Origin of the sequence: Cognatundibacterium aquatile, from assembly GCF_014699135.1 — a bacterium.
Lineage (GTDB): Bacteria > Pseudomonadota > Gammaproteobacteria > Burkholderiales > Burkholderiaceae_D > Undibacterium > Undibacterium aquatile.
On the sequence record NZ_JACOFT010000004.1, the window covers coordinates 157,044 to 175,053 of the forward strand.

The 18,010-nt window shown below is 46.5% G+C and carries 17 protein-coding genes; 14 read left to right on the forward strand and 3 right to left on the reverse strand.

The features are described from left to right. The first annotated feature begins 11 nt into the window (after window positions 1-11). From nuoE to H8K26_RS12460, 12 genes are all read left to right on the forward strand, one after another. On the forward strand, window positions 12-500 hold the full coding sequence (gene nuoE, locus H8K26_RS12405) for an NADH-quinone oxidoreductase subunit NuoE (protein ID WP_190479907.1): 489 nt from the start codon (window positions 12-14) through the stop codon (window positions 498-500). Further along, window positions 500-1,795 (forward strand): NADH-quinone oxidoreductase subunit NuoF, encoded by a 1,296-nt coding sequence (gene nuoF, locus H8K26_RS12410; RefSeq protein WP_186885124.1) that lies wholly within the window; start codon window positions 500-502, stop codon window positions 1,793-1,795. The genes nuoE and nuoF overlap by 1 nt, the downstream gene beginning before the upstream one ends. Window positions 1,796-1,827: 32 nt before the next feature. Further along, the gene (nuoG, locus tag H8K26_RS12415; RefSeq protein ID WP_190479909.1) at window positions 1,828-4,134 is read left to right on the forward strand and encodes an NADH-quinone oxidoreductase subunit NuoG; all 2,307 of its coding nucleotides are present in this window, start codon (window positions 1,828-1,830) and stop codon (window positions 4,132-4,134) included. Then, window positions 4,134-5,204 carry an NADH-quinone oxidoreductase subunit NuoH gene (gene nuoH, locus H8K26_RS12420; protein ID WP_186885126.1) on the forward strand — a complete coding sequence of 357 codons (1,071 nt, stop codon included), beginning with the start codon at window positions 4,134-4,136 and terminating at the stop codon, window positions 5,202-5,204. The genes nuoG and nuoH overlap by 1 nt, the downstream gene beginning before the upstream one ends. Window positions 5,205-5,216: 12 nt before the next feature. Next, entirely contained in the window at window positions 5,217-5,705 is a 489-nt protein-coding gene (gene nuoI / locus H8K26_RS12425; RefSeq protein ID WP_186885127.1) for an NADH-quinone oxidoreductase subunit NuoI, read from the forward strand. Between the two features lie 16 nt (window positions 5,706-5,721). Continuing rightward, on the forward strand, window positions 5,722-6,354 hold the full coding sequence (locus H8K26_RS12430; protein ID WP_190479911.1) for an NADH-quinone oxidoreductase subunit J: 633 nt from the start codon (window positions 5,722-5,724) through the stop codon (window positions 6,352-6,354). Window position 6,355: 1 nt separating this feature from the next. Continuing rightward, complete coding sequence (gene nuoK, locus H8K26_RS12435; RefSeq protein WP_186885129.1) at window positions 6,356-6,664, forward strand: NADH-quinone oxidoreductase subunit NuoK; 309 nt, start codon at window positions 6,356-6,358, stop codon at window positions 6,662-6,664. A gap of 82 nt (window positions 6,665-6,746) precedes the next feature. Further along, complete coding sequence (gene nuoL / locus H8K26_RS12440) at window positions 6,747-8,792, forward strand: NADH-quinone oxidoreductase subunit L (protein ID WP_190479913.1); 2,046 nt, start codon at window positions 6,747-6,749, stop codon at window positions 8,790-8,792. A 26-nt stretch (window positions 8,793-8,818) separates the two neighbouring features. Then, the gene (locus H8K26_RS12445) at window positions 8,819-10,312 is read left to right on the forward strand and encodes an NADH-quinone oxidoreductase subunit M (protein WP_190479916.1); all 1,494 of its coding nucleotides are present in this window, start codon (window positions 8,819-8,821) and stop codon (window positions 10,310-10,312) included. A gap of 86 nt (window positions 10,313-10,398) precedes the next feature. After that, the gene (gene nuoN / locus H8K26_RS12450; protein ID WP_390366770.1) at window positions 10,399-11,874 is read left to right on the forward strand and encodes an NADH-quinone oxidoreductase subunit NuoN; all 1,476 of its coding nucleotides are present in this window, start codon (window positions 10,399-10,401) and stop codon (window positions 11,872-11,874) included. Between the two features lie 12 nt (window positions 11,875-11,886). Next, entirely contained in the window at window positions 11,887-12,198 is a 312-nt protein-coding gene (locus H8K26_RS12455; RefSeq protein WP_186897941.1) for a DUF2818 family protein, read from the forward strand. Next, complete coding sequence (locus H8K26_RS12460) at window positions 12,191-12,757, forward strand: NUDIX domain-containing protein (RefSeq protein WP_190479918.1); 567 nt, start codon at window positions 12,191-12,193, stop codon at window positions 12,755-12,757. Before H8K26_RS12455 ends, H8K26_RS12460 begins: the two co-directional genes overlap by 8 nt. Before the next feature lie 74 nt (window positions 12,758-12,831). Here the strand turns inward: H8K26_RS12460 and H8K26_RS12465 are convergent, their stop codons facing one another. Both H8K26_RS12465 and H8K26_RS12470 read right to left on the reverse strand, forming a co-directional pair. Next, the gene (locus tag H8K26_RS12465) at window positions 12,832-13,473 is read right to left on the reverse strand and encodes a CoA transferase subunit B (RefSeq protein WP_186885133.1); all 642 of its coding nucleotides are present in this window, start codon (window positions 13,471-13,473) and stop codon (window positions 12,832-12,834) included. Between the two features lie 18 nt (window positions 13,474-13,491). Then, on the reverse strand, window positions 13,492-14,193 hold the full coding sequence (locus H8K26_RS12470; protein ID WP_186885134.1) for a CoA transferase subunit A: 702 nt from the start codon (window positions 14,191-14,193) through the stop codon (window positions 13,492-13,494). 184 nt (window positions 14,194-14,377) lie between these two features. Here H8K26_RS12470 and H8K26_RS12475 point away from each other — a divergent pair, with 184 nt between their 5' ends. Then, window positions 14,378-14,938: a LuxR C-terminal-related transcriptional regulator gene (locus H8K26_RS12475; protein WP_186885135.1), complete on the forward strand. Its 561-nt coding sequence runs from the start codon at window positions 14,378-14,380 to the stop codon at window positions 14,936-14,938. Window positions 14,939-15,240: 302 nt separating this feature from the next. Here the strand turns inward: H8K26_RS12475 and H8K26_RS12480 are convergent, their stop codons facing one another. Next, window positions 15,241-16,017 (reverse strand): SDR family oxidoreductase, encoded by a 777-nt coding sequence (locus H8K26_RS12480; protein WP_186885136.1) that lies wholly within the window; start codon window positions 16,015-16,017, stop codon window positions 15,241-15,243. A gap of 357 nt (window positions 16,018-16,374) precedes the next feature. Here H8K26_RS12480 and H8K26_RS12485 point away from each other — a divergent pair, with 357 nt between their 5' ends. Further along, the gene (locus H8K26_RS12485) at window positions 16,375-18,003 is read left to right on the forward strand and encodes an electron transfer flavoprotein-ubiquinone oxidoreductase (protein ID WP_190480147.1); all 1,629 of its coding nucleotides are present in this window, start codon (window positions 16,375-16,377) and stop codon (window positions 18,001-18,003) included. The last annotated feature ends 7 nt before the right edge of the window (window positions 18,004-18,010 follow it).

The window sequence follows — 18,010 nt, forward strand, 5'->3', positions numbered from 1 at the left end:
AGGCATTAGCTATGGTGTTATCAGAGCAGGCATTTAAAAAAATTGATCGTGAACTGGCAAAGTTCCCGGCTGACCAGCGCCAGTCCGCTGTGATGGCCGCTTTGGCTATTGCGCAGGATGAAACTGGTTGGATCTCTCCTGAAGTAATGCAGACTTTGGCTGACTATATTGGTATGCCTGCCGTTGCTGTACAGGAAGTGGCTACTTTCTACAATATGTACAACACGAAGCCAGTCGGTAAATTCAAAATTACCGTTTGTACTAATTTGCCTTGTGCTTTATCAGGTGGGGAGCGCGCAGCGCACCATCTGAAGCAGAAGCTGGGTATTGATTACAAAGAAACCACTGTCGATGGGCAATTCACCCTGGTTGAGGGTGAATGCATGGGGGCATGTGGTGATGCACCTGTCATGTTGGTCAACAATAAACGCATGTGCAGCTTTATGTCGAACGAAAAAATCGACGGACTTGTGAATGAACTGAAAGAGGCGGGTAAATAATGACGAGTCTGCACAATCGCCATATTAAGCCCCTCATTCTCGCGGGTCTGGATGGTAAAAACTGGCACTTACAAGATTACGTGGCTCGTGGTGGCTATGCATCCTTGAAGCGTATTCTTTCAGAAAAAATTCCACCTGAGCAGGTCATTGCTGAGCTCAAAGCATCGTCTTTGCGCGGTCGTGGCGGAGCGGGTTTCCCGACTGGCCTGAAATGGAGTTTCATGCCACGTCAGTTTCCTGGACAGAAATATCTGGTCTGTAATACCGATGAGGGTGAGCCTGGTACATTTAAAGATCGCGATATCATTCGCTATAACCCGCACGCGCTGATCGAAGGTATGGCCATCGGTGCGTATGCCATGGGAATTACTGTCGGTTATAACTATATCCACGGCGAAATTTTTGCGGACTATGATCGTTTCGAAGAAGCGATTGAAGAGGCGCGCGCGGCGGGGATGCTTGGTAATAATATCGCAGGCTCCGAATTTAGTTTTCAATTGCATGCGTTCCACGGTTACGGTGCCTATATTTGCGGTGAAGAAACGGCATTGTTGGAGTCACTGGAAGGCAAAAAAGGCCAGCCGCGCTTCAAACCTCCGTTCCCGGCCAGCTTTGGTTTGTACGGAAAGCCGACAACCATCAACAACACTGAAACATTTGCTGCCGTTCCGTTCATTTTTGCCATGGGTGGTGAAAATTATGCCGCTCTTGGTAAGCCAAATAACGGCGGTACAAAGATATTCTCTATTTCAGGTGACGTTGAGCGGCCCGGTAATTACGAAATTCCATTAGGTACTCCATTTGCGACTTTGCTTGAGTTGGCTGGCGGCATGCGTGGCGGAAAAAAAATCAAAGCAGTCATTCCTGGCGGCTCTTCCGCACCGGTGATTGTTGGTGATGTGATGATGAATACGGATCTTGATTATGATTCGATTTCCAAGGCGGGTTCCATGCTTGGATCCGGAGCCGTCATCGTCATGGATGAAACCCGTTGCATGGTTAAATCGCTGGAACGTCTGTCATATTTTTATTTTGAAGAGTCGTGCGGGCAGTGTACGCCTTGCCGCGAAGGTACAGGCTGGTTGTATCGCCTGGTTCATCGGATTGAAAATGGATTAGGTCGCCCTGAAGATCTGGATATGCTGAATTCCATCGCAGACAATATTCAGGGTAAAACGATTTGTGCGTTAGGTGATGCAGCAGCGATGCCGGTTCGCGCATTCGTAAAAAATTTCCGCACAGAGTTTGAATATCACATCGAGCATAAGCATTGCTTGGTTCCCACTTACCTGTAAGCCAGCTTCGGTTAGCACACTTAGAGTAGACCATGGTTGAAATCGAAATAGACGGCAAAAAAGTCGAAGTCCAAGAAGGCAGTATGGTGATGGACGCTGCCAATAAACTTGGCACGTATATCCCGCATTTTTGTTACCACAAAAAATTATCTATTGCGGCGAATTGCCGCATGTGTCTGGTTGAGGTTGAAAAAGCACCTAAGCCGCTGCCTGCCTGCGCGACTCCCGTCACGCCTGGCATGATTGTGCGTTCTCACAGCGATAAGGCTGTGAAAGCACAAAAAGCAGTAATGGAATTTCTGTTGATTAACCACCCTCTGGATTGCCCGATTTGTGATCAGGGTGGCGAATGTCAGTTGCAGGATCTGGCGGTTGGTTATGGCGGTACTACTTCTCGCTATGAAGAAGAAAAGCGCGTTGTTTTCCACAAAGATGTCGGTCCGTTGGTGTCGATGGAAGAGATGAGCCGTTGTATTCATTGCACACGCTGTGTTCGCTTTGGTCAGGAAATTGCAGGTGTGATGGAATTGGGTATGCTCAATCGTGGCGAGCATTCCGAAATTACCTCTTTTGTTGGTAAAACTGTCGACTCTGAATTGTCCGGTAACATGATTGATCTGTGCCCTGTGGGCGCATTGACCTCCAAGCCGTTCCGCTATTCTGCACGTACATGGGAATTGTCCCGTCGTAAATCTGTCAGCGCACATGATGGTTTAGGTTCGAATCTGATTGTTCAGGTTAAAAATAACAAAGTAATGCGTGTTGTTCCTTTCGAAAACGAAGAGATCAATGAATGCTGGATTTCAGACAAAGACCGTTTCTCTTACGAAGGCGTGAACAGTGCTGAGCGCCTGACTAAGCCGATGATCAAGCAAGGTGGTCAATGGCAAGAGACAGATTGGCAGACAGCATTAGAATACGTAGCGCATGCTATGCGTAACATTCGTCACGAACACGGCGCTGATTCTGTCGCTGCTGTTGCTGCACCTAATTCGACTCTCGAAGAATTATTCTTGCTTCAGCGGATAATCCGCGGCATCGGTTCAGATAATGTTGATTTCCGCTTGCGCCAGTCTGATTTTTCTCTGAATGGAAGTGTCAAACCTTGGCTGGGTACGTCCATTACCAAGTTCGCGCAACTGAAGAACGTTTTTGTCATCGGTTCATTCTTGCGGAAAGACCATCCTTTGTTGGCAGCACGCCTGCGTCAGTCCGTCAAATCTGGTACAAAGCTCAGTGTGCTCAATGCAACTGATGATGATCTGCTGATTAAATTGGCGAATAAGGCAGTCCTCGCACCTTCGTTATGGGCGCAGTTTCTGGCCGAGGTAGCGGTTGCCGTTGCAGTTAAAAAAGAAATTGCTAAACCGGCTGGTCTGGAATCCGTTGACGCTGGGTTGTTGGCTCAAAACATCGCGACAACACTGTTATCAGGCGACGCAGGCGTATTTTTAGGCAACACCGCGTCCTATCATCCTGAAGCGTCTCGCCTGCATGCACTTGCACAATGGATTGCAGAGCAAACAAGTGCAGATTTCGGTTATCTGACTGAGGCTGCAAACACGGTTGGTGGTTATCTTGCGAATGCAATTCCTGCCAATAATGCTAAGCCTGTGTTTGCTGAAGGAAAGAAAGCGTATGTTGTGCTTCATGCCGAGCCTGCATTAGATACTGCAAATCCAGCCCGGGCGGAAAAAGCCTTAGCGGAAGCTGACATGGTTGTTGTTATGTCTCCGTTTAAGCACAGCGCTGAATATGCAGACGTTTTATTACCTGTTTCGCCATTTACGGAAACTGCCGGTACATTTGTCAGTTGCGAAGGACGTGTTCAGAGTTTCCATGGCGTTGTTAAACCGCTTGGCGATACACGTCCTGCATGGAAGGTATTGCGTGTTCTGGGGAATTTGTTAGGTCTGGATAATTTCAATTACGAAACATCCGAAGCCATTCGCGATGAAGTTTTAGGTGGTAATGATGTTATCGCGAAACTGAATAACATCGCTGTTTTAAAACCTGCTCTCGAATCTGTATCCGAGGCAGGCTTGGAACGCGTTGCAGATGTTGCTATTTACAGCACAGATGCGATCGTCAGAAGAGCTGAATCTTTACAAAAAACTACAGACGCACGTGCCCCTCAGGCTTGGATCAGTGCTGGATACGCAGAAAAAATCGGTGTCTCCGCGGGAGATATGGTCAAAGTCACTAAAGGCGGATCAATCCTGTTGAATGTCGGTATCGACGGATCTTTGCCTGAAAATGTGGTTCGGGTTGCTACCGGTTCGGTATTGACTAGTAAGCTGGACGGCATGTTCGGTGCTATTAATGTGGAGCGTGCATAATGAATTGGCTGCTCACTGTTCAAACTTTTGGTCAGGGCGTATTTGGCTATTTCTGGCCTCTGGTCTGGAATCTGATCAAAATTGTCTGCGTTGTTGCTCCTATCATGGGTTTGGTTGCCTATCTCACTTTGTGGGAACGTAAGATGATAGGTTGGATGCACATTCGCCTTGGCCCTAACCGTGTCGGACCTGCAGGTCTTTTGCAGCCTATCGCTGATGCTGTTAAGTTATTGCTGAAGGAAATCGTTGTTCCTGCAAAAGCAAATAAAGTTCTTTTCATACTCGCACCGATTATGACGATTATGCCTGCGCTGGCGGCATGGTCTGTTATTCCATTCGGTCCTGAAGTTGTGCTCGCGAACGTCAACGCTGGCTTATTGCTGATCATGGCAATTACTTCGGTTGAGGTTTACGGCATTATTATCGCGGGTTGGGCGTCTAATTCTAAATACGCGTTTTTGGGTGCCATGCGTGCTTCTGCACAAATGATATCCTATGAAATTGCAATGGGTTTCGTATTAGTCATTGTACTCATGGTTTCAGGAAGCCTGAATTTGTCGGATATCGTTAATGCACAGACAAAAGGTTACTTTGCATCGATGGGGTTAAATTTCCTGTCATGGAACTGGTTACCGTTGCTGCCGATGTTCGTTGTTTATGTTATTTCTGGCATTGCAGAAACAAACCGTCATCCATTCGACGTGGTTGAAGGTGAATCTGAGATCGTCGCTGGTCATATGGTCGAATACTCGGGTATGTCGTTCGCCATGTTTTATCTGGCTGAATACGCGAATATGATCCTGATTTCGACAATGGCATCATTGATGTTCCTTGGTGGTTGGGATGCTCCATTGAATTCCATCGTGTTCAACTGGGTACCAGGTTGGATTTGGCTTGGACTGAAAACATTTGTTGTGGTTTCCATGTTTATCTGGGCTCGTGCGTCTTTCCCTAGATACCGTTACGATCAGATCATGCGTTTGGGTTGGAAAGTATTTATCCCTTTAACTCTGGTGTATCTGGTGTTTGTCGCTGCATGGATACAAACGTCATGGAATATTTGGAAGTAAGAGGCTGAAAAGATGGAAGCAATCAAAGATTTTTTTGGCAGCCTGATGCTGCGCGAACTGATAAAGGGACTGGCATTGACTGGTCGCTATATGTTCGCCCGCAAAATTACTGTCCAATTCCCGGAAGAGAAAACGCCGCAATCACCACGTTTCCGTGGTTTGCATGCGCTGCGTCGTTACCCTAATGGTGAGGAGCGTTGTATCGCCTGTAAATTGTGTGAAGCAGTTTGCCCTGCGATGGCGATTACGATTGAATCGGATCAGCGTGAAGATGGTAGCCGCCGTACGACGCGTTACGACATCGATCTGACCAAATGCATTTTCTGCGGCTTTTGCGAAGAATCCTGTCCCGTTGATTCCATCGTTGAAACGCATGTATTTGAATACCACGGTGAGAAGCGCGGCGATCTTTATTTTACTAAAGAGATGTTATTGGCAGTCGGTGATCGCTACGAACCACAAATTGCAGCTGCACGTGCTGCTGACGCTGCATATCGCTAATTAGAACGGTTTCATTATGGAATTTACTACCGCATTATTTTATGTTTTCGCTGCGATACTTGTGCTTGCTGCGACGCAGGTGATTACCGCTCGTAATCCGGTGCATGCCGCGTTGTTCTTAGTGCTGTCGTTTTTCTCTGCAGCCGCGATTTGGTTATTGTTGAAGGCGGAGTTTCTGGCCATTGTTTTAGTGTTGGTATATGTCGGCGCGGTCATGGTCCTGTTTTTGTTCGTTGTGATGATGCTGGACATCGACATCGATAAATTGCGAGCAGGATTCTGGGGACATCTACCATTGGCTGCGACTGTTGGTGTCGTGATTGTTCTTGAGATGTCTGCAGTGTTATGGCGCGGGTTCTTACGTCCGGATAATCACGTTCCAGCTGCCGCCGATACGATAGGTAATACAAAAAATCTTGGTATAGAAATTTTTACTCGCTACACATTGGCGTTTGAAATTGCCGCTGCAATTTTGTTGCTCGCTATTGTTGCAGCCGTTGCGTTGACTTTACGTCGTCGCAAAGACAGTAAATATTTTGATCCGGCAAAAGCTGTCAAAGTGAAGAGTACTGATCGTGTTCGCATCGTTAAAATGAAAGCGGAATCCGGACGTACTTTAACTTCATCGACAGAAAAGCAAGAGGGCTGATATGGCTTTGACACTGACACACTATCTGATACTTGGCGCGATTCTGTTTGCGATTTCTATCGTTGGTATTTTTCTGAATCGGAAAAATATTATTGTTTTGCTCATGGCGATTGAACTGAATTTGTTGGCAGTGAATATGAATTTCATTGCGTTCTCTCATTATCTGGGTGATGCCGCAGGGCAGATTTTTGTATTTTTCATTCTGACGGTTGCTGCTGCAGAATCTGCGATTGGTCTGGCCATTCTCGTTGTCCTGTTCCGTAATCTGGACACGATTAATGTCGAAGATCTGGACGCACTCAAAGGATAATGTTTCATGGGGCGAATGCAGTGTGCGTCTCCCCATCATTCACTGGCGATTTAAAAAAGTAATAAGCTAAAAAAGGGTCATCATGGCGGGGCAACTTAACCCACAACTACTATTGGCAGTACCTCTGGCTCCATTGGCAGGATCTGCCATCGCCGGTTTACTGGGCACCAAATTTTTTGGTAACGTCGTAGGGCGTAAAGTTTCACACACCGCGACCATACTCGGTGTGCTGGTTGCATTCATTATTTCGTGCATGACGCTTAATGCTTTGATGAGTGGCGCACCCGTCTATAACGCCACGTTGTATCAATGGATGCAGGTAGCCGGTTTGAAACTGGAAGTTGGTTTTCTGGTGGATAACCTGACTGCAATGATGATGTGTGTGGTGACCTTTGTATCACTGATGGTGCATATTTACACTGTCGGCTACATGGCTGAAGATGAAGGTTATAACCGCTTTTTCTCATATATCTCGCTGTTCACGTTCTCCATGCTGATGCTCGTAATGAGCAATAACTTCCTGCAATTGTTTTTCGGTTGGGAAGCTGTGGGTCTGGTGTCTTATTTGCTGATTGGTTTCTGGTACACCAAACCGACTGCTATTTACGCCAACATGAAAGCTTTTCTGGTTAACCGTGTGGGTGACTTTGGCTTCATACTTGGTATCGGTTTGTTGCTCGCTTACGCGGGCTCAATGAACTACATGGAAGTCTTCGCGAAAAAAGAAGAGCTGGCCAAACTGATTTTCCCTGGAACTGACTGGATGCTGATTACGGTCGCCTGTATCTGCCTGTTTATCGGGGCTATGGGTAAATCTGCACAGTTTCCGTTGCATGTCTGGTTGCCGGATTCGATGGAAGGTCCAACTCCGATTTCTGCGCTGATTCATGCGGCGACGATGGTTACGGCTGGTATCTTCATGGTATCGCGTATGTCGCCGTTGTTTGAGTTGTCTGATACCGCCTTGTCCTTTATTCTCGTTATTGGTTCGATTACCGCTTTGTTTATGGGTTTCCTTGGGATCATCCAGAACGATATCAAACGCGTTGTTGCTTACTCCACGCTGTCGCAGCTGGGTTATATGACTGTCGCCTTGGGTGCTTCTGCGTACTCGGTTGCCGTGTTTCATCTGATGACACACGCGTTCTTTAAGGCGCTGTTGTTCCTTGCAGCGGGTTCTGTGATCATCGGTATGCACCATGATCAGGACATCCGGAACATGGGTGGACTTCGTAAATACATGCCTATCACCTGGCTCACTTCATTGTTAGGTTCTTTAGCATTAATTGGTACGCCATTCTTCTCTGGTTTTTACTCCAAAGACAGTATTATCGAGGCTGTACAGGCGTCTCACATTGCTGGCTCTGGCTTTGCTCAGTTTGCTGTCTTAGCCGGTGTATTTGTCACAGCGTTTTATTCTTTCCGTATGTACTTCCTGGTGTTCCACGGCAAGGAAAATTTTGGGCATGCCCATGATCACCATGACGCGCACCATGCAGCGGATGATCATGATGAACATCATCACGGATTGGCGCCAGGCCAAAAACCGCATGAGTCTCCGTTCGTCGTCTGGTTTCCGCTGGTGATGTTGGCGATTCCGTCTGTATTGATCGGTTTCATTGCGATTGAACCTATGCTGTTCGGTAGCTTCTTTAAGGACGTTATTTTTGTTAATGAAGCGCATCATGCAATGGAAGAGTTAAAGCATGAATTCCATAGCCCTATCGCCATGGCAAAGCATGCACTGACAACAGCACCGTTCTGGTTAGCATTAGCAGGTGTGGCAACTTCCTATTTCTTCTATATGGTTAAGCCGGCGATACCAGCGGCAATCAAGAAAAATGCAAGTGCCGTTTATACTTTGCTTGATAACAAATACTACATGGACAGGTTTAATGAAATCGTTTTTGCAGGTGGCGCACGTTTGCTTGGTCAGGGACTGTGGAATGTTGGCGATAAAGGTTTGATTGACGGACTTGTCGTTAATGGTAGTGCAAAGCTGGTGGGATGGTTCTCAAAGCTTGTTCGCTTATTCCAGAGCGGGTACATCTATCACTATGCTTTTGTAATGATTTTGGGCGTGTTGGCATTTCTCGTGTATTTCATGCCATTCCCTTTTGCTAAATAAGTGACCTCGGCTAAAAAAATATAATCATGATGCAGTCAACTTCCTCCTTACTCAGCCTGGCGATCTGGTGCCCAATCGCATTTGGTATTTTTGTTCTGGCTTTTGGCCGTGATAGCAACCGTGGTTTAGTTCGCGGCGTGTCTCTGCTTGGTTCTTTAACGAGTTTTCTCGTAACCTTGCCATTGATTACAAATTTTGATAATTCAGCGCATGGGATGCAATTTGTTGAGAAATTCTCCTGGATAGAAAAATTCAACATTTTTTACTCACTTGGTATTGATGGTATCTCTCTTTGGCTGGTGCCGCTGACCGCATTTATTACAGTGATTGTCGTTATCGCTGCTTGGGAAGTGGTTGAGAAGCAGGTAGCTCAGTACATGGGTGCTTTCCTGATTCTGTCCGGTCTGATGATTGGTGTTTTCTGCGCTTTGGATGGCATGTTGTTTTATGTGTTCTTTGAAGCGACTTTGATACCGATGTATATCATCGTTGGTATCTGGGGCGGTCCAAACAGAGTTTATGCAGCATTCAAATTTTTCCTGTACACCTTGCTCGGCTCTTTGCTGACTTTGGTTGCCATCATTTATCTTTATATTCAGGCTGGTCATTCGTTTGACATTTTAGTCTGGCACAAACTGCCGCTTCCGATGTCAACACAGATTGCTATTTTCTGCGCATTCCTGATGGCATTTGCTGTTAAGGTGCCGATGTGGCCAGTGCATACATGGCTGCCTGACGCTCACGTTGAAGCTCCTACTGGTGGTTCTGTTGTTTTGGCCGCGATTATGCTGAAGCTTGGTGCTTACGGGTTCTTGCGCTTCTCTTTACCTATCGCTCCGGACGCTTGCCACTATATGGCTGGTTTCATGATCACTTTGTCTCTGGTCGCTGTGATTTATATTGGTCTGGTCGCGCTTGTGCAGGCTGATATGAAGAAGCTGGTCGCATACTCATCTATTGCGCATATGGGTTTTGTTACACTCGGTTTTTTCATGTTTAACGACATGTCTGTGCAGGGTGCGATTGTACAAATGATTTCTCATGGTTTTATCTCTGGCGCGATGTTCCTGTGTATCGGCGTTTTGTATGACCGCGTGCATTCACGTCAGATCGTAGACTACGGTGGTGTAGTGAATAAGATGCCTAAATTTGCAGCATTGTTTGTATTGTTCTCGATGGCTAACTGCGGTTTGCCAGCCACTTCGGGCTTTGTCGGTGAGTTCATGGTGATTCTCGGTGCAGTACAGTTTAACTTCTGGATTGGTATGCTCGCCGCAACAGCGTTGATTTTCGGCGCGGCGTATTCTTTGTGGATGGTCAAGCGAGTTGTTTTCGGCAAAATTACGAATGAGCATGTTGCTCATCTGAGTGACATTAACGCACGTGAATTTTTTATGTTGGGCGTTTTGGCGATCGCTGTGATCGTAATGGGATTGTATCCAGCACCTTTTACCGACGCGATGCAAGTTTCCGTGACTGATCTTTTGAAGCATGTGGCAACGTCAAAGTTACCGCTCTGATTGAAGATATAGACAAGTAAGCCCGTCGACAATTTTCGTTGCGCTAATTGTGTGACAGCAGATTAATGCTAGTAGAACTGAATAATATGAACTTCACACCACTTTATCCTGAAATATTTTTGCTGCTGGCAATCTGTACGATTTTGCTGGTTGACATGTTTTTGCCTGATAGCAAACGTAATCTGACTTATGTCATGAGCATACTTGCTTTGTTTGTTTGTGGTGCGCTGACTATCGCGACTTCGAATAGTGACGGGTCAACTTATGTCAGCAATAACATGTTTGTCTCGGATCCGATGTCGACCCTGCTCAAACTGTGTTCTTACCTTGCGGTGGGTATGACTTTCATCTATTCACGTCAATACGTGACAGATCGCGGTATGACGAATGGCAAGTCGGGTGGTGAGTTTTATGTCTTAGCGTTGTTTTCTCTGTTAGGTCAGATGATCATGATTTCAGGGAATAATTTCCTGATTATCTATCTTGGTTTGGAATTGATGTCTTTGTCTTTGTATGCACTGGTTGCTTTGCGCCGTGAACACACTCAGTCAACCGAAGCGTCAATGAAGTACTTTATTCTGGGGGCTCTGGCATCCGGTTTCATGCTCTACGGTATTTCTATGTTGTACGGCGCCACTGGCTCTTTGGAGTTGGCGGAAGTTGCCAAGGTAGCGAGTTCTCCAACTGCAAATAAAACTATTCTGGTGTTTGGTATTGTATTTCTGGTGGCGGGGCTTGCGTTCAAGTTAGGCGTTGTTCCTTTCCACATGTGGGTTCCCGATGTATATCAGGGCGCCCCTACAGCAGTGACGTTGTTACTGGGTGGTGCACCGAAATTAGCAGCCTTCGCTATGACATTCAGGTTGCTAGTTGAAGGCCTGTTCTCTCAGGCGGTAGATTGGCAACAAATGTTGGTCGTGCTGGCTGTGCTGTCGATGGCAATCGGTAATCTTACAGCTATCGCCCAGACCAATCTGAAACGTATGCTTGCATACTCGACTATTTCTCATATGGGCTTTTTGCTGTTGGGTCTGTTGTCTGGCGTTGCTCACGGTAATACTGCTCTTGCCGCAGATGCGTACAGTGCCGCGATGTTTTATAGCATCACGTATGTGTTAACCACTTTAGGCACTTTCGGCGTAATTATGTTGTTGGCACGTTCCGGTTTTGAAGCTGAAAATCTGGACGATCTGAAAGGTCTGAACAAACGCTCGCCTTGGTTTGCATTGGTCATGTTGCTGTTGATGTTCTCTCTGGCAGGCATCCCACCGTTGATGGGCTTTTATGCCAAGTTGTCAGTGTTACAGTCGGTAATGGCAACCGGACAAATATGGTTATCATTAGTGGCCGTGCTGTTCTCCTTGATTGGCGCGTTTTATTATCTTCGCGTTGTTAAATTGATGTACTTTGATGACGCTTCAGACAACGCTTTGATTACTCCTAGTGTTGACGTTCGCGTGGTCTTGAGCCTGAATGGATTGGCCGTTTTAATTCTTGGCGTGGTCCCTGGTGGTTTGATGACTGCATGTTTGAACGCGGTTGTAAAAACTTTAGCGTCGTAAGGTTCATCTCTTTTGACTAGTTTGACTTCCGTCTGGCTGATCGTCGTGTTGGCAGTTATTGCTGCCAACTTGCCATTTTTTAATGAACGCTGTTTCGCAGTTTTCGCGCTACGGCGTTTTTCTTTTATCAAACCATTTTGGTTGCGTTTGCTTGAACTGATCATCTTGTATTTTGTGATTGGTGCTACAGGTGTTTTCCTTGAGAGTTCAAGCGGCAATCGTTTTCCGCAAGGATGGGAATTTTTTGCTATCACCGCTTTTTTATTTCTGGTTTTAGCTTTTCCCGGATTTGTCTTTCGTTACCTGAGGCGGCGTCGTGACTGATCGTTTTTCTGGCGACGCGCACTTGCGTGAAGAAAAAATCAGTAGCGACCTGGTCTACGAGGGTGATTTTCTACAGGTTCAAAAGGATAGCGTTTCTTTGCCAAATGGCCATGTTGCCACCAGAGAATTTATACGCCATCCGGGGGCTGTCGTCATTATTTCGATATTTGACGATGACAAAGTTCTGCTTGAACGTCAATTCCGCTATCCGCTGAATCGTGTTTTTATTGAATTTCCAGCAGGGAAAATTGACGCTGGTGAAGATCCATTGATTTGTGCTCAAAGAGAGTTACGCGAAGAGACCGGTTATACGGCAACAGATTGGCGACATCTCTGCACGATTCATAACGCCATCGCTTATTCCGACGAAAGGCTGGAGATTTACGTTGCCCGTGGTTTAACAGCAGGTCCGGCTTCTTTAGATGACGAAGAGTTTTTAGAGACATTCACCGCCACTTCAACGGAGATGTCAGACTGGGTAAGAGAAGGCAAGATTACTGATGTAAAAACCGTGATAGGTTCATTCTGGCTGGAAAAAATATTGAAAGAGAAATGGTAAGTTGAGAGCCAGGAGGTAAAATAAAAAAAGGCCGACGTATAAATTACGTCGGCCTTTTCAATTAGCTGCGTTGTTTATGCAAATGCGCTGGTATCAATCTTTGCTTCTGTTTTTGCGACAACCTCTTCCACGCTGATGCCATGAGCGAGTTCAATTAACTTAAAACCGTCCGGAGTGACATCAATCACACCCAGGTCGGTAATGATGCGGTTGACAACGCCAACCCCGGTTAACGGTAGATTGCAGGATTTAAGAAGTTTGTGCGCATTATCTTTCGCAACATGCTCCATCAGCACGACGACACGTCCGACCCCCGCGACCAGATCCATTGCGCCACCCATACCCTTGACCATCTTGCCCGGAATCATCCAGTTAGCAAGATCGCCATTTTCACTGACCTGCATTGCCCCTAAAATGGCAAGATTGATTTTTCCACCACGTATCATTGCGAAAGAATCGGCCGAGCTGAAAATTGAGGAGCCGGGCAGGGTAGTCACCGTCTGTTTTCCTGCATTAATTAAATCCGGGTCAACTTCATCTTCGGTTGGAAAGGGGCCAATCCCCAGCAGCCCATTTTCTGATTGTAGCCAGACTTCCATGCCGGCAGGCACATGGTTAGCCACCAGTGTTGGCAGACCTATTCCGAGATTAACGTAAAATCCGTCTTGCAATTCTGATGCTGCGCGTGCAGCCATTTCATCGCGATTCCATGCCATATTATTTCTCCTGGTATCTTATTTAGTCGGACGCACAGTGCGTTGCTCAATACGTTTTTCGGGTTGTGTATTGACGACGATGCGATGCACGAAAATACCGGGGGTATGAATTTCATCCGGATCGAGATCACCTGTTTCTACCAGCACTTCAACTTCTGCAATAGTGACTTTTCCTGCCATAGCCACATTGGGATTGAAATTACGTGCCGTTTTCCGATAGACCAAATTTCCCGCCTTATCTGCTTTCCACGCTTTTACCAGCGAGACATCGGCGACCAGGGCTTTTTCCATGACATATTTCTGACCATCAAATTCGCGAATTTCCTTACCTTCTGCGACGATAGTACCTACACCTGTTTTCGTGAAAAATGCTGGAATGCCAGCACCACCGGCGCGAAGTTTTTCTGCCAGTGTTCCTTGTGGCGTGAATTCCAATTCCAATTCGCCAGCCAGATACTGACGTTCGAATTCTTTATTTTCACCGACATAGGAAGAAACCATTTTTTTGATCTGACGTGTCGTCAATAATTGGCCCAGCCCAAAACCATCTACGCCGGCATTATTAGAAATGGCCGTCAATTCTTTGACACCGGAGTCACGCAACGCAGCAATCAAAGCTTCAGGTATTCCACATAAACCAAAACCACCGACCGCTATTGTCTGCCCATCTTTGACCACATTAGCCAACGCGGCCTTTGCGTCTGGGTATTCCTTATTCATCGTCGTCTCCTCATAGATATTCAGGGAAATACTTGTTTGTTTTTTTCGCAGCAACACGAATATCGGTTGATAGCGCATTACTTTTTTCAGAATAGGGCTCAGCATAAGATGCTGAGCTATACTCCGCAATACCGTAAAACTACCTGAATAAATTTACCTTATCCATCTGCACAAGAACAGCCATATGATAGAGATGCACACTATTGATTTTGAAGTTATTTTCCAACAAGCACCGATAGGAATGTGTGTCTCTCAGAACCGTATTATTTATGCCTGTAATGACGATCTGGCGCAGATGTTTAACTATAAAAAAGAAGATCTGATCGGGCAATCTTTCCAGATACTGTATCCAAGCCCTGATGAGTTCGAGCGTACGGGCGCTCGCATCACGCCTATCATGAATGCGAAGGGCTCCTATTCTGATGAGCGCATCATGAAAAGGGCGAATCAAGAGTTATTCTGGTGCCATGTTACGGGACGAGGGTTGCGAAAAAATGAGCCGCACGCGGCCGGTATATGGACATTTGAAGACCTGAGCGCAAAGCGCCCCGTGAGCGCTGAGCTCACGCCGAGAGAGAGGGAGATTGCAGCCCTGCTAGTCGAGGGTAAGACCAGTAAATTGATCGCCAGACAGATTTCATTAAGTCCAAGAACCGTTGAAATGCACAGAGCGAAGCTGATGAAGAAATTTTCTGCAGCAACATCAAGCGAGCTTGTGCACAAGCTACTGGGAATTATGCGTTGATCTGTTCGTCGGTAGTCGAGTGTAAAGCAGGTGCTTAGCTGATACTGGCGATTTGAATAACTTGGGATGCTGGCGAAGGTAGTGAGGTTATTCATCTGTCAGTAACAGAATTGTCCATCGTTTTTTATCAAACGAAATGCACTCTGAAATCTGACAGGCTGATGATTTGTAGATCGCTTGAATGTAGAGACTGATTACCGGAATTGCCGCCAAAAGTCTCGCCGGTGAAGAATGAATGCTTACTTTTTGACTCGTATGAGTTAGGGGTGTTGACCTTACTCACACGAGATCAATGAAATCAGTTACTGCACACTCATTCCATCATCTGCCGTTACGATTGCGCCGTTCAGGAAGCGGGATTCTTCTGCTGCCAACAATAACAACAGACCATCAAGGTCTTCTGGTGTGCCTACACGCTTGCGGGGCAGCATTTCTATCAGTTTCTGTCCTTGCTCGGTATCGAAATATTCCTGATTGATTTCTGTTGAAATATATCCGGGGCAAATCGCATTGACGTTGATGCCGTATTTACCCCATTCGACTGCCATTGCTTTCGTCATATGTATGACGGCGGCTTTGCTCATGCAATAGATACCAATTTGTGGCAACACGCGCAGACCCGCGACTGAGGCGATGTTGATAATGCGGTGTTGTTTTCTTTGATCGCCTTTATATCTGGCGATCATCCGTTTTGCTGTTTCCTGCGCAACAAAGAATGAACCTCGTTGATTGGTGTCCATTACATAGTTGTAATCGTCGGGGGTAACGTCGACCAGACGTTGCGTCGTTGATACACCTGAGTTATTGATCAGAATATCGATAGGGCCAGCTTCCGTTTCAGCATGGGCTATCGCTGATTTGATGCTCGCATAGTCTGTCACATCCAGCGCAACGACGTGGGCTGCACCACCATCGGCTTCAATTTCTGCGCGTAATTCTTTCAGTCTGTCAACGCGTCGTGAGGCAAGTACCACCTGTGCGCCAGCTTTTGCCAGCACTTTCGCAAAGCGAGCACCTAGGCCACTCGATGCACCGGTAATCAGTGCAACTTTTCCTTCAAAATTAATTTCTATTCCCATCAGTATCTCCTGCAAAAATTTGGATAAACTCAGTATTCTGTTTAATGCACTATCATGACATACAGCGTCTTTCTGTGTTACCCAGAATTTAGCACGCCCCGTCTTTTCATTGATAGTTCGTAGAGATTCATCGCTTTAATTGATGCATGCTAAACACTGCTCTGCGATAATTATCTTTCGCCAACACTCAGTACCAGCTTTTCGCAATGGATGTCTTCATCTAATCGGCTGCTTGCGCAATGGCAGATCAACAGCTAACATGCGTTGATTAATTTAGCACGTTCGTTCGAAAAATATTTTAAAGCGATTACAGTCATGACCCAAAACATTCTTGAACAGTACGGTCCCCGCGATGCGATGGAGTACGATGTCGTTATTGTCGGCGGCGGTCCTGCAGGCTTGTCTGCTGCGATCAAACTCAAGCAACTCTCAGTGGAAAAAGGAAATGAAGTTTCCGTATGCGTGCTGGAAAAAGGCGGCGAGCTTGGTGCGCATATTCTTTCCGGGGCGGTAATGGATCCAGAGGCGCTGAGTGAGCTTTTTCCTGACTGGAAAGAGCTTGGCGCCCCTCTGAATACGGAAGTGACTGAAGACCGTTTTTTATTTTTATCTGAAACCAAGGCTTATAAAACACCAAACTGGATGTTGCCTGCCTGTTTCCAAAATCATGGAAACTATGTAATTTCGCTGGCCAACGTCGTGCGTTGGCTTGGGCAGCAGGCTGAAGCATTGGGTGTTGAGATTTTCCCGGGCTTTCCGGCTGCAGAAATCCTGTATAACGACGATGGCTCGGTAAAAGGAGTTGCGACCGGCAATATGGGCGTAAATCGTGAAGGTGAACCAGGTCCGGCATTCCAGCTTGGTATGGAGTTGCATGCAAAATATACTTTGTTTGCTGAAGGTGCACGTGGACATCTTGGTAAACAACTGATCGCAAAATATGCGCTGGATGCAGGTAAAGACCCTCAGACTTATGGTATCGGTATTAAAGAATTGTGGGAAATTGACCCGGCTAAGCATAAGCCGGGTCTGGTAATTCACACGGCTGGATGGCCGCTGGATAACGCTACCTATGGTGGTTCTTTCCTGTATCACCTGGAAAATAACCAGGTCGCAGTCGGTTATGTGGTTGGGCTTGGATATGAAAATCCATATCTCTCGCCGTACGAAGAATTTCAGCGTTATAAAACGCATCCGGAAATCCGTCAGTTCTTTGAAGGGGGCAAGCGGATTGCGTACGGTGCGCGTGCGATTACAGCGGGTGGCTTGCAGTCATTGCCTAAGCTGACTTTTCCAGGCGGTGCATTAATCGGTTGTGATGCCGGTTTCCTGAACGCCAGCCGCATCAAAGGTAGTCACGCTGCGATCAAGACAGGGATGTTAGCTGCAAATGCGGTGTTTGATGCTTTAGGTGAAAATCGCCAATACGATGAAGTGACTGCATACAGTGCAGCTTTTGAGGCATCTTGGTTGCATGAGGAATTGCATAAAGCACGTAATTTCAAACCATCCATGAGTAAAGGCTTGGTACTCGGCACATTAATGGTCGGAATTGATCAGGTCGTTTTTGGTGGCAAAGCACCGTGGACCTTGAGACATACGCATGCCGATCACGAGTGTTTGCGTCCAGCTTCTGAGTTTCAGCCAATCAATTATCCGAAGCCGGATGGCAAGCTGACTTTTGATCGCTTATCTTCTGTGTTTATCTCCAACACGAATCATGCAGAAGATCAACCTATCCATCTGACTTTGAAAAATAGTAACGTTCCGGTTGACGTGAATCTGGCGAAATATGCGGGGCCAGAAGCGCGTTACTGCCCAGCAGGAGTCTACGAATTTACGAAGACAGATGATGGTAAGGATCGCTTGCAGATCAATTCACAAAACTGTGTTCATTGTAAGACTTGTGATATTAAAGATCCGACGCAAAACATCGTGTGGGTCACCCCTGAGGGCGGTGGTGGACCGAATTATCCGAACATGTAAAACTGAA